We start from the raw sequence: 12265 nt of genomic DNA, 5'->3' as shown, positions 1-12265 counted from the left end.
AAACCCCAAACATTTATTAAATGCTTGAGGTTTTATATTTGTAAACAATTTTTATCATTCTAAAGCTTGCTTTAAATCAGCAATTAAATCTTCTGCATCCTCGATACCAACACTTAATCGAACTAAATCATCTGTGATTCCAACTTCTGCTCTCTTATCTGCAGGAATTGAAGCATGAGTCATTAAAGCAGGATGATTTGCCAAAGATTCTACTCCACCTAAAGATTCTGCCAGAGTAAACACTTTCAATTTTTCTAAGAAATTAATTGAATCTTCTTTTTTACCAGAAACAAAAGTAAATGAAACCATTCCTCCGAAAGCTTTCATTTGTTTTTTGGCAATTTCATGAAATGGATGGCTCGGTAAACCTGGATAATAAACTGTTGCTATTTTAGGATGATTACTTAAAAATTCAACTACTTTTTCTCCATTCTCACAGTGTCTTTGCACACGTAAATGAAGTGTTTTAATACCTCTCAAAACCAAGAAACTATCCATTGGCCCAAGAGTTGCACCTGTAGCAAATTGTTGAAAATGTAATTGGTCCCCCAAAGCTTCATCTTTTACGATTAAAGCTCCTGCAATAACATCTGAATGTCCTCCTAAATATTTAGTTGCAGAATGCATTACAATATCTGCTCCTAAATCAAGAGGCTTTTGTAAGTAAGGTGTTGCAAAGGTATTATCTACTGCAAATAATATTTTTTTATCCTTAGTGATTTTAGCTATTTCTTCAATGTCTGCTAATTTCATTAATGGATTTGTTGGTGTTTCTACCCAAACCAACTTTGTATTTTCGTTTATTAAAGATTTAAATTTTGCAATATCATTCATATCCACAAAATGGAATTTTATTCCTGAATCTTTATAAATACGAGTAAACATACGATATGTTCCACCATATAAATCGTCCATAGCAATAATTTCATCACCTGCCTTAAAAGAACGCAAAATACAATCTGTGGCCGCTAATCCAGATGAAAAAGCTAATCCACGTGTTCCGTTTTCAATACTTGCCAATGCATTCTCAAGAGCAGATCTAGTAGGATTCGATGCTCTACTATATTCATAATCTCCTAGAGGTTGCCCTGGACTTGTTTGAATAAATGTCGATGTTTGATACACTGGAGGCATTACTGCTCCTGTACTTGGGTCATGATGTTGCCCACCATGTATAACTTTTGTATTGAATTTCATATCTTTATATTTTTGTAACACTAAAATGTTCTACAAATTTACCCTTTAATTTATTTTAATCAAGTTACAAGTTGATACCTTTGTAATTAATTAACATTTTCAAGATGAAACATTACACCTTTTTACTCGTAACCCTTTTTATTTTATCAAGTTGTACTAGAGAACTTTCGTTCAAAGAACAAACATTTGAAAAGAAGTCAAGTTTGCCTTGTAAAAGTAATTGTCCACAAATTAGTATAAAAATCCCAATTGCTCAAAATGTCCCAATCGTATCAGATAGCATTAATAAAAAAGTTTTTTCTATTTTAAAAGAAATCGTTTATTTTGGAGAAAAACCTTTTGAATCAACAGACTACAATGAACTAACAACTTCCTTTATTGGTTCTTATGAAGAAATGCGTAAAAAATTCCCTGATGATACATTCGGCTGGGAAGCCAAAATTGAGGGCAATGTAGAACACCAGTCAGATAGTATTTTAAATATAAAAATAAACCATTACACCTTTACTGGTGGCGCTCACGGTTATCAAGGATATCGTTCTTTATTGTTTAATCCTAAAACTGGAAAGACAATTACAAACAATCAATTATTTAAAAGCGAAAAAGACTTTAAGGCTTTCGCCGAAAAAGAATTCAGAAACAAATATAAAATTCCTGCCACTGGAAGTATCAATGCAACGGGTTTAATGTTTGAGAATGAAAAATTTAATCTGCCTTTGAATATTTTTTATACAAAAGAAGGATTACTACTTTATTATAACTCCTATGAAGTTGCTTCATATGCCGATGGCCCAAAAGAATTAGTACTACCTTATGAAAAGGTAAATGACTATTTAGTTTTTAAATAATTCTTGTTTGAATTTTAAAATTAGGTCTCTATAAGTTAGACGCACTACGGCGCGTCTCTACGGAAAATTTCACTAGATGCCATTTGTAGGATTTTGCAAAAAACTTCAGACGCACTGCAGTGCGTCTCTACAGAAAATCTTTGCGAAACAAACTTACTAATTCTCATCTACAAAAAATTAGATACATTGCGGTGCGTATCCACAGAAACCTTTGAACCTTTGCCTCTTAGAACCTCAGTACCTTTATTGAACATCATATTTCATCTTTCGTAAAATTCGTAAAGCTTCCTTAAAGGACAAATAAACTTGAGTAAACGGTTTTAAAAGAAGCTTAGCATCAATTAATTTTTGCTTAGCATCTTCAAAACCATTAAGATAGCAGATCATAAAAGTAGAGGGCAAGTTCTCTAAATCTATCATTTCCCGATTAGATAAAACAAGTCCTTTTTGTAATTTAGCCAGTAAAGCAATATTGGAATTGTATATATGAAATAGCATTTTTCTATTAAATTCTGGTGGTTGAAAAAGTATTTCTCTATCAATTTTATAGTAACCATTATCAAAAAAATGAATTGTTTGCTTTTCTAACGGATAATAACTTGTTTTGTCATTTAGTCCTAGTGGGACATATTCCAAAATAGTAAAACTATCTTCATCATAAGTAATCGTAACCACATCCTGAGCCGAATAAAACAACTTAATTTGCTCATTTATTAGTTCAATATCAACCCGAGATAAAAATGTTTTGTCACGAGACTTATTCGGAACTCCTGCCCAACAAATCACAAATAACTCCTTAAAAACTTTATACTTTGGCGACATATCCTTATGTCTAAAATTCATAAAATCAATTACACCATCTAGTGTATATTCTATACTATTACGTGAATTATTTTCGATCCCGATTACTGTTTCGGTATTCTGATAATTTTTCTCAACTTCTCTTCCTTCAACTGGAACCGAATTACTTCCTCGCCTAATAAAAACACTATTGGCAATAATAGTGTGAATTCCTTTTTTGAAATATGATATTTTACTTTTGGGTTTAATTGTAACCAATCCTATCACTTTATCTTTTGGAAGATTAGGAAAAGGCACATTTTCATATTGAATTTTTGGTGGATTTTCAAGAAAAGCATTGACCAGATTCTGAATTCGACTATCGTCAAAAAAATCATCACCTACAATCTCATTGTCCTGATCCTCAACCCCTACAACTATATAAGAATTATTAGTTGGATTAGAATTAGATAACGCACAAATATGTTTTAAAAACTTTGCCTTCCCTTCACGAGAATGCAAATTTAATTGCCTTTTTTTATCATAAAAACTACTCTCATCATTATGTGCGAGTAGATTTTTTATTAAAAGACGTTTATTGATCATTATTTTTAGACTTCTTAGATTGTTAGAATTTTAGACTTCTTAGACTGTCGGACTTTTTGAATCTTTAACTTCTTAGATTACTTGGATTGCATAAACTTCAAATCTAAGAAGTCTAAGTTAGTCTAAAAATCTAAGCTAGTCCCTTTTTACTATCGTTGATGAAGCTTGAGCCGTACTCATAACAACTAAATCCGCAATATTTACATGATAAGGTCTTGAAACCACAAAATGAATAATATCAGCAATATCTTCTGCTTGTAAAGGAGCAAACCCTTTATAAACATTTGAAGCCCTATCTGCATCTCCTTTAAAACGCACTTCGCTAAATTCAGTCTCAACCATACCTGGATGAATTGCGCCTACTCTAATTCCGAATGGATTTAGATCTATTCGCATTCCTTGACTAATCGCATCAACAGCATGTTTTGTACCACAATACACATTCCCATTAGGATACACTTCTTTGGCTGCAGTTGAACCAATATTAATAATATGCCCCGATTTCCTTTCAGTCATTTGCGGTATAATTGCTTTAGAAACATACAAAAGTCCTTTTACATTTATATCTATCATAGCATCCCAATCGTCTAAATCACCTGTCTGAATTGGATCCAATCCGTGAGCATTTCCTGCATTATTAATAAGGATATCGATAACAGAAAATGATTCTGGCAAGGAACCAATAGACTCTGAAACGGCTTTTTTATCACGAACATCAAATGCTAATATATGTACTTCAGTATATTCCGAAAGCTCTTTTTCCAATTCCGTCAATCGATCAATACGTCGTCCGCAAAGCACCACTTTGTAGTTGTTTTTTGCCATTAATTGTGCAGTGGCTTTACCTATACCACTTGTGGCTCCAGTAATTAGAACTGTTTTTTTCATTCTTGTTTTTATTTTATTGCCACAGATCAGAAGATTAAAATTATTTCTTATAATCTGTGGCAAATGTTTTTTTAATCGATTTAGCTGAATACTAAAAACTGTAAACTAAACACTAAAAATTAAGGCACATCATCTCCCATACTTTCTGTCCAAATAGCAAACCAATCTTCTTTTTCTAATTGTAATTCCACTGCTTTCATCAACGCTTGAATTCTGGCCACATTTACTGTTCCAGCAATAGGAATCGCTTTTGCAGGATGGCTTAAAATCCAACTTAATAAAATAGTATCTGAACCTAAACTATATTTAGAAACCAATGTTGCTAATAACTTCTTTAATCTTCGTGTTTTTTTATTGTCTTCTCTAAAAATAGTACCTAATGGATTCCAAGACATTGGACGAATTCCATGCATTTGCATATAATCAAAACTACCATCTACCATCGGCTCGTAATTTGTAGCCGAAAATTGTACTTGATTATAACTAACATCAATTTTTTGACGGATTAATTCAGTCTGTGAAGTTGTAAAATTTGACAAACCAAAATCAACAATTTTACCTTCTGTTCTAAGCTTTTCAACAGCTTCTGCAATTTCATCAGCTTGCATTAAGGGGCTAGGTCTATGCAATAAAAAAACATCTAAATAATCCGTTTTTAGGTTCTTTAAAGAATTTTCTACAGACCAAATGATGTATTCTTTCGAATAGTCGTAATGCTTAATTGTATTTTTTCTGTTTTCGGCAATCATTTGAATTCCACACTTAGAAATCAGTTGTAATTTCTCTCTTGAAATTTTACTTCCTGCGAATGCTTTTCCAAAGTCTGCTTCAGTGGTATACGAACCATAAATATCTGCAAGATCAAAAGTGCTTATTTTATTCTCTAAACATATTTGGATAAGATTTTCCATTTCGTTGGGAGTTAGATTTTTATCCCAAACTCCCCAATTCATAGTGCCCACAATTATAGGCGATAATAGTGTTTTGCTCATGGTAATATAACATTATTTGTAGTAATAAATCTTGCTTTGTAAAGCATAATCATCAAAGTTCTTAAAAATATAAAAATAGATTCACAATTCATCCTTAAAATTAGATCTTTGCCCGAAGTTTTAACCATTCTTTAACATCTTACTTCTCAAAAAATATTCAATTTGCACTCTCAAAAGTAAGGCATTAAATTCAAGGTTTTAAAAATATTTATATGGAAGAAAATACAACGACTTTAGACATTAGAGCGATCAATGAAAAAATTGAAAGAGAAAGTGCTTTTATAGACCTTCTCACAATGGAAATGAACAAAGTTATTGTGGGTCAGAAACATATGGTCGAACGTTTGTTAATCGGGCTTCTTGGTCAAGGCCATATTTTGTTAGAAGGAGTACCTGGATTAGCAAAGACTCTTGCGATAAATACGCTGTCACAAGCAGTGCAAGGTTCATTCAGCCGTATTCAATTTACACCTGACTTATTACCTGCCGATGTTGTTGGTACAATGATTTACAACATTAAGCAAAATGAATTTTCTATAAAAAAAGGACCAATTTTCGCTAATTTCGTTCTTGCCGATGAAATTAACCGTGCTCCAGCCAAAGTACAATCAGCACTTTTGGAGGCGATGCAAGAAAAGCAAGTAACTATTGGTGACACTACTTTTAAACTAGATCGTCCGTTTTTAGTACTAGCAACTCAAAACCCTGTTGAACAAGAAGGAACATACCAGCTTCCAGAAGCGCAAGTCGATCGTTTTATGCTTAAAACGGTAATTGATTATCCTAAAATGGATGAAGAACGTTTAGTAATTCGCCAGAATCTAAAAGGAAGTTACGAAAAGGTAAATGCTGTTGTTTCTGTAGATCAAATTTTACGTGCACAAGAAGCTGTTCGTGAAGTTTATATGGACGAAAAAATAGAGAAATACATTCTAGATATTATTTTCGCAACACGTTACCCTGAAAAATATAAATTAGCCGACTTAAAACCACTTATCAGTTTTGGAGCATCTCCACGTGGAAGTATCAACTTAGCCAATGCCGCTAAATGTTACGCTTTTATTAAACGTCGTGGCTATGTAATACCAGAAGATGTTCGTGCAGTTGTACATGATGTATTACGCCATAGAGTAGGTATTACTTACGAAGCAGAAGCAGAAAACATAACTTCCGTTGACATCATCAATAAAATTGTAAACGAAATTGAAGTACCTTAAAATTTGTTTAATGTTTCAAGTTTCATGTTGGGATAACTAACATGAAACTTGAAACTTTTAAACTTTAAACAAATAAAATGGATACAAAAGACCTCTTAAAAAAAGTACGTAAAATAGAAATAAAAACCAAAAGATTGAGTAATCATATCTTTTCGGGAGAATACCATTCTTCATTCAAAGGACGAGGAATGACTTTTAGCGAAGTGCGTCAATATCAATATGGTGATGACATTCGTGCTATTGATTGGAATGTAACAGCACGTTATAATGAGGCCCATGTAAAGGTTTTTGAAGAAGAACGCGAACTTACCATGGTGCTTATGGTGGACATTTCGGGTTCTGAAAATTTCGGTTCAAAAAGTCAATTTAAGAAAGATATCGTAACCGAAATTGCCGCAACAATGGCTTTCTCAGCAACACAGAATAATGACAAAATAGGATTGATTTTATTTTCGGATATAATCGAATTATATATTCCACCTAAAAAAGGAAGATCTCATGTATTACGTATCATTCGTGAATTAATCGAATTTGAACCTAAAAGTAATAAAACTGATGTCGCTCAAGCATTAAAGTTTTTATCAGGAACACAAAAAAAGAAAGCTATCGTTTTTGTAATCTCCGATTTCATGTCAGATGATTATGAGCATACATTGAAAATTGCTTCTAAAAAACATGATATTACAGGCATTCGAGTATATGACATTCGAGAAGAAAAGATACCAAATATCGGAATGGTTTCTATGCTTGATGCCGAAACTGGCAAAACACAATTAATCAATACAGGCTCAAAAACAATACGCGCAAACTATGAAAAACATTATCATAGTAAAGTGAATTATTTTAAAGAAACGTTCAGCAAATCGGGGGCTGGTGTTGTAAACACCCGTGTCGATGAAAGTTATGTAACCAAATTATTAGGCTATTTTAAATCGAGATAAAGAAATTAGATTATTAGACTTCTTAGATTATTGGATTTAAACAAAATCTGAAGACATAAATTAAAAAATAAAATTCGCTTAAATATGTACCTTCAACGTCTTTTTAAGCATTCATTTTAGACTAAAATCTGAAATCATTAATCAAATGAAATTAAAACTTTACATATTTTTATTCTTACTATCCGCAACTGTTTTTGCACAACAAAAACAGATTGAGACTAGTATAGATACGACTAAAAATAAAATTGGAGCTGAATTTAAGCTAACCCTTAAAACTACGGTCGATTCTAAATCGAAAGTTGTTTTTCCTAAACTTAAAAACATTGGCGCACTTGAGGTAATTAAATCTTATCCTATTGATACTGTCAAAAAAGAAGACCGTTATGAACTGATTAAGAAATATGGTTTAACACAATTTGATTCTGGAAGATATACCATTCCAAGTATTCAAATTCTTATTGATAAAAAACCTTACCTATCCGATTCTATTCGAGTAGAAGTTGCCAATGTGAAAGTTGATACGTTGCAACAAAAAATGTATGATATTAAAGACATTACTAAAGTTGAAAATCAAATTGGTGATTGGTGGAAATATCTTTTGGCTCTTGTTTTAATTATAGGAATTGGTGTTTTGGTATATTGGTTTATCAAAAAAAGACAACAGAAAAAAATAGAAGAAGAAGTTTATAAAACTCCTATCGAAAAAGCAACTAGCTTGCTTAATACATTAGAGAAAAAAGAACTTTGGCAAAAAGGAGAAGTCAAAGCTTATTATAGTGAATTGACCGATATTGCTAGAAATTATATTGAGGAAGCCATAGAAATTCCTGCAATGGAAAGCACAACTTCTGAGTTAATACAAGGTATTAGAGCCGCTTCTTTAAAAAAGAAAATGACACTTACGCCAGAAACAGTTGAGAACCTTGAACGTGTACTGAAACAAGCCGATTTAGTTAAGTTTGCAAAATCTAAACCATTGGATTTTGAAATTACTGAAGACCGAAATAAAATTCAAAAAGTAATCCTTACTCTAGACAGCGCAATTCCTGTAGAAGTAGTTGTTGAAGAAGATACTTTATTAAACGAAGCTCAAAGACAAAAACAAATAAAACTTCAATTACTAAAAAAACGCAACAAACGTATTGCTTTATCTGTAGCTACCGTTTTATTCCTGATTATTATTGTTACTGGATATTTTATTGCCACTAAGGGATTTACTTATGTAAAAGATAATATCATCGGACATCCATCTAAAGAATTGTTAGAAGGAGAATGGGTAAAAAGTGATTATGGAAATCCAGGTATATTGATTGAAACTCCTAAGGTTTTAAAACGAATGGATTTAACCAAAACCTTACCTAAAGAAGGATTGGCTTTAATCAAAGAAATGCAATCTTTTGGATACGGAAGCTTGGTTGATAATTTCTCATTGATGATTTCAACTTTAAAATACAAACAAGAAACTCAAATTGATTTATCAAAATCATTAGAAGTTACCATCAAAACTATCGAAGCGCAAGGAGCTCGAAACATGATTGTAAAAGAAGAGGATTTTGAAACTAAAGAAGGAATTCGCGGAATTAAAGGATATGGAACTTTCTCAAGCATAGATGAAGGTAGCAAATCAAGTACTAAAATGTATTATGAAATTCTTTTATTTAGCCAAGAAGGCGGATTACAACAAATAATGATTTTTCACGAAGAAGGAGATACTTATGCTAATGATATTGCAGACCGTATATTAAACTCTGTGGAACTAAAAAAAGCAACTAATTAATGGATAAAATAACTTTTTTAAACCCTGAGTTTTTCTGGTTGTTTCTTTTGATTCCCATTGCAATTGCTTGGTTATTCTGGAAAAGAAATCAGCAATCAGCAACATTAAAAATGAGTTCATTACAAGGTTTTAAATCTTCAGAATCATTATTAGCGAAACTAAAGCCTTTCTTGGGTGTATTTCGAATTTTGGCATTAAGCTCATTAATAATTGCACTTGCAAGACCAAGAACTGTAGATGTAAGCAACAAAACGAAAACTACAAAAGGGATAGATATTGTAATGTCAATAGACGTTTCTGGAAGTATGCTTGCAAGAGATTTAAAACCAGATCGTATGCAAGCCCTTAAAAAGTTAGCAGCTGAATTTGTGAACGAAAGACCAAACGACAGAATTGGAATCGTTTTATATGCATCTGAAGCGTATACCAAAATACCTGTAACAAGCGATAAAGCAATTATCCTTGAAGCTATTAAAAGCATAAAATACGATAATGTTTTAGTTGACGGAACTGGAATAGGGATGGGATTAGCAACTGCCGTAAACAGACTTAAAGACAGCAAAGCCAAAAGTAAGGTAATTATATTAATGACCGATGGTGTTAATAATGCCGGATTTATAGAACCTGATACTGCAGCAGATATAGCGAAACAATACGGGATTAAAGTATATACAATTGGAATTGGAACTAACGGAATGGCCGAATTTCCATATGCAATTGCTCCAAATGGTCAGTTTTTATTCAGAATGATGAAAGTAGAAATTGATGAGCAAATGATGAAAACTATTGCAAACAAAACAGGAGGGAAATATTTTAGAGCTACAAGTAATGAGAAACTTGCCTCTATTTATAATGAAATTAATAAGCTGGAAACAACCGAAATCGAAGAACTAAAATTTTATGATTACGATGAAAAATTCCGCCCTTTTGTAATATTAGCGGGTTTATTGCTATTATTGGAAGTTGGATTACGAAATACTGTTTACAGAAGCTTTATATAATATTTCGGTATTCAGTTACAGCCACAGTAAATAACTGGAAGCTGAAACTAGAAACTGAAAACTAGAATTAGAAAATGGAATTAGACGAAAAAAAATATTTATACCTTCTTATACTGCTTCCCATTTTGGCTTGCATTTTCTTTTTCAATATGTATTGGAAAAGAAAAAAACAACGAGAATTTGGAGATTTGGAATTAGTAAAAAAACTAACCCCGGAGCATTCTGTTTTTAAACCATTTTTAAAGTTAGGAGTTATCCTTTTAGCTTTAGCAACATTGATTTTAGGATTGGTTAATCCTAAAATTGGGACAAAAATGGAAACTGTAAAACGAGAAGGAATCGATATTGTATTTGCAGTAGACGTCTCTAAGAGTATGCTTGCAGAGGATGTTGCTCCAAGTCGTTTAGAAAAAAGTAAACAACTGGTTTCTCAAATTGTTAACCAATTAGGAAATGACCGAATAGGAATTGTTGCCTATGCTGGAAGCGCTTTCCCTGTTTTACCAATTACAACTGATTATAGTGTTGCCAAAATGTTCTTGCAAAGCATGAGCCCAGATATGGTATCATCACAAGGAACATCTCTTGACGAAGCTATAAAACTATCAGCGACTTATTTTGATGAAAAAAGCAAGACGAGTAAGCTGCTAATTTTGATTTCTGATGGCGAAGATCATTCTGAAGGAGCCGAAGTGGCAGCTGAAGAAGCCAATAAGTTAGGAATGAAAATCATTACTATTGGTATCGGAACTGAGAAAGGAGCTACAATCCCATTGAAAAAGAATGGTGTTGTTGAAAGTTACCAAAGAGATAATAATAACGAAATAGTTATTACAAAATTAAATCAAGAAGGTTTAAAAGCTATTGCAAAAGCAACCAAAGGCGGTTATGTTTACGGTGGTAGCACCAAAGAAGTCTTAGATTATGTAAAAAATGCTTTAGACAATATCCAAAAAACAGAATTTGAAGCTACACAAATGGCCGATTTCCAATCTCAATTCCAGTGGTTTATTGGTATAGCTTTTGTTTTATTGTTCATTGATCTATTCTTATTAGAAAGAAAAACAAATTGGATAAAAGAGTTGAACTTATTTAACGAAAAAAAATAATTGTTTCAAGACAGTTAATATCTTTTGAAACAAAAAAACAAAAAAATTAGAATGAAAAATTTACTTCTATATATTTTATTAACGCTTTCTTTGACCATTTCGGCTCAAGAAAAGGATAAAGCGTTGCCAAAAGCTAATGAAGAATATAAACAGAATAAATTTGTAGATGCTGAAGCTAATTATAGAATTTCGCAATCTAAATTTCCAAATCGTACCGTTGCTCCTTACAACCTAGGAAATGCTATTTATAAGCAAAATCAAGCAAGCGAAGCTAAATTTGCTTACGCAAAAGCCATAAAAAATGCCAAAACCCCCTCTCAGAAACACAAAGCTTATCATAACCTTGGTAATGTATTCATGAAAGAGAAAGACTATAGTCAAGCAGTTGAAGCCTATAAAAATGCGCTACGTAACAATCCTTCAGACGATGAAACACGCTACAACTATGCATTGGCAAAAAAAATGTTAAAAGAAAACCCTCCTAAAGAAGATAAAAACAAGGACAAAAATAAAGATAAGGACAAGGATAAAAAAGACGACAAAAAAGACGGCGATAAAGATAAAAAGGACGACAAAGGAGACAAGGACAAAGATAAAAAGATGACAAGGGCGATCCTAATAAAGATAAAAAGGATGGAAAAGATGACAAAGGTGATCCAAAAAAAGAAGACAATAAAGGAGAACCAAAACCAGCACCTGGAGACATATCAAAAGAACGTTTACAAAATCTTTTAAATGCTGTAAATAACGAAGAAAAGAAAATTCAAGATAAAGTAAATGCTCAAAAAGTAAAAGGAGCTCCTAAAAAAACTGAAAAAGACTGGTAAAATAAAGTTGAATCGTTTAACTGTTAATTTGTTTATTTGATAGGCAACAAACAGTTAGACGATTAAGCAGTTAAACGATTTA

10 protein-coding genes and 1 pseudogene are annotated in these 12265 nt (G+C 32.2%); 7 read left to right on the top strand and 4 right to left on the bottom strand.

The genetic code is table 11. From position 1 onward, the window contains the following. Positions 1–54: 54 nt before the first annotated feature. On the bottom strand, positions 55–1197 hold the full coding sequence (locus tag EAG11_RS18975; protein ID WP_129540555.1) for a cystathionine gamma-synthase: 1143 nt from the start codon (positions 1195–1197) through the stop codon (positions 55–57). A 104-nt stretch (positions 1198–1301) separates the two neighbouring features. On the opposite strand from EAG11_RS18975, the gene EAG11_RS18970 reads away from it, so the two are divergent. Further along, positions 1302–2045 (top strand): DUF3298 and DUF4163 domain-containing protein, encoded by a 744-nt coding sequence (locus EAG11_RS18970; protein ID WP_129540554.1) that lies wholly within the window; start codon positions 1302–1304, stop codon positions 2043–2045. 243 nt (positions 2046–2288) lie between these two features. Here EAG11_RS18970 and EAG11_RS18965 read toward each other — a convergent pair whose 3' ends face one another. From EAG11_RS18965 to EAG11_RS18955, 3 genes are all read right to left on the bottom strand, one after another. Continuing rightward, a complete protein-coding gene (locus EAG11_RS18965) occupies positions 2289–3431 on the bottom strand; it encodes an ATP-binding protein (RefSeq protein ID WP_129540553.1) in 1143 nt (380 codons plus the stop codon). Between the two features lie 135 nt (positions 3432–3566). Beyond that, on the bottom strand, positions 3567–4319 hold the full coding sequence (locus EAG11_RS18960) for an SDR family NAD(P)-dependent oxidoreductase (RefSeq protein WP_129540552.1): 753 nt from the start codon (positions 4317–4319) through the stop codon (positions 3567–3569). A 119-nt stretch (positions 4320–4438) separates the two neighbouring features. Continuing rightward, the gene (locus EAG11_RS18955) at positions 4439–5311 is read right to left on the bottom strand and encodes an aldo/keto reductase family oxidoreductase (protein ID WP_129540551.1); all 873 of its coding nucleotides are present in this window, start codon (positions 5309–5311) and stop codon (positions 4439–4441) included. A gap of 212 nt (positions 5312–5523) precedes the next feature. Between EAG11_RS18955 and EAG11_RS18950 the strand changes: the two genes are divergently transcribed. The 6 genes and pseudogenes from EAG11_RS18950 (at position 5524) to EAG11_RS18925 (ending at position 12183) form a co-directional block, all read left to right on the top strand. After that, the gene (locus EAG11_RS18950; protein WP_129540550.1) at positions 5524–6528 is read left to right on the top strand and encodes a MoxR family ATPase; all 1005 of its coding nucleotides are present in this window, start codon (positions 5524–5526) and stop codon (positions 6526–6528) included. 77 nt (positions 6529–6605) lie between these two features. Continuing rightward, on the top strand, positions 6606–7469 hold the full coding sequence (locus EAG11_RS18945) for a DUF58 domain-containing protein (RefSeq protein ID WP_129540549.1): 864 nt from the start codon (positions 6606–6608) through the stop codon (positions 7467–7469). A 145-nt stretch (positions 7470–7614) separates the two neighbouring features. Beyond that, positions 7615–9246 (top strand): hypothetical protein, encoded by a 1632-nt coding sequence (locus tag EAG11_RS18940; protein ID WP_129540548.1) that lies wholly within the window; start codon positions 7615–7617, stop codon positions 9244–9246. Beyond that, positions 9246–10247 carry a VWA domain-containing protein gene (locus EAG11_RS18935; RefSeq protein ID WP_129540547.1) on the top strand — a complete coding sequence of 334 codons (1002 nt, stop codon included), beginning with the start codon at positions 9246–9248 and terminating at the stop codon, positions 10245–10247. Before EAG11_RS18940 ends, EAG11_RS18935 begins: the two co-directional genes overlap by 1 nt. Positions 10248–10321: 74 nt before the next feature. Next, positions 10322–11356 (top strand): VWA domain-containing protein, encoded by a 1035-nt coding sequence (locus EAG11_RS18930; protein ID WP_129540546.1) that lies wholly within the window; start codon positions 10322–10324, stop codon positions 11354–11356. Between the two features lie 51 nt (positions 11357–11407). Beyond that, positions 11408–12183: pseudogene (locus tag EAG11_RS18925) on the top strand (tetratricopeptide repeat protein). Positions 12184–12265: the final 82 nt, after the last annotated feature.

Origin of the sequence: Flavobacterium sp. 140616W15, assembly GCF_003668995.1 — a bacterium.
GTDB lineage: Bacteria > Bacteroidota > Bacteroidia > Flavobacteriales > Flavobacteriaceae > Flavobacterium.
The sequence above is the reverse complement of the archived record's forward strand: the minus strand, read 5'-3'. Positions and strand labels throughout refer to the sequence as shown.

Bases quoted from the DNA above. Each gene is read 5' to 3' on its own strand.
- EAG11_RS18960 (WP_129540552.1), bottom strand. From the start codon at position 4,319: ATGAAAAAAACAGTTCTAATTACTGGAGCCACAAGTGGTATAGGTAAA.
- EAG11_RS18950 (WP_129540550.1), top strand. From the start codon at position 5,524: ATGGAAGAAAATACAACGACTTTAGACATTAGAGCGATCAATGAAAAA.
- EAG11_RS18935 (WP_129540547.1), top strand. From the start codon at position 9,246: ATGGATAAAATAACTTTTTTAAACCCTGAGTTTTTCTGGTTGTTTCTT.
- EAG11_RS18945 (WP_129540549.1), top strand. From the start codon at position 6,606: ATGGATACAAAAGACCTCTTAAAAAAAGTACGTAAAATAGAAATAAAA.
- EAG11_RS18965 (WP_129540553.1), bottom strand. From the start codon at position 3,431: ATGATCAATAAACGTCTTTTAATAAAAAATCTACTCGCACATAATGAT.
- EAG11_RS18975 (WP_129540555.1), bottom strand. From the start codon at position 1,197: ATGAAATTCAATACAAAAGTTATACATGGTGGGCAACATCATGACCCA.
- EAG11_RS18930 (WP_129540546.1), top strand. From the start codon at position 10,322: ATGGAATTAGACGAAAAAAAATATTTATACCTTCTTATACTGCTTCCC.
- EAG11_RS18955 (WP_129540551.1), bottom strand. From the start codon at position 5,311: ATGAGCAAAACACTATTATCGCCTATAATTGTGGGCACTATGAATTGG.
- EAG11_RS18940 (WP_129540548.1), top strand. From the start codon at position 7,615: ATGAAATTAAAACTTTACATATTTTTATTCTTACTATCCGCAACTGTT.
- EAG11_RS18970 (WP_129540554.1), top strand. From the start codon at position 1,302: ATGAAACATTACACCTTTTTACTCGTAACCCTTTTTATTTTATCAAGT.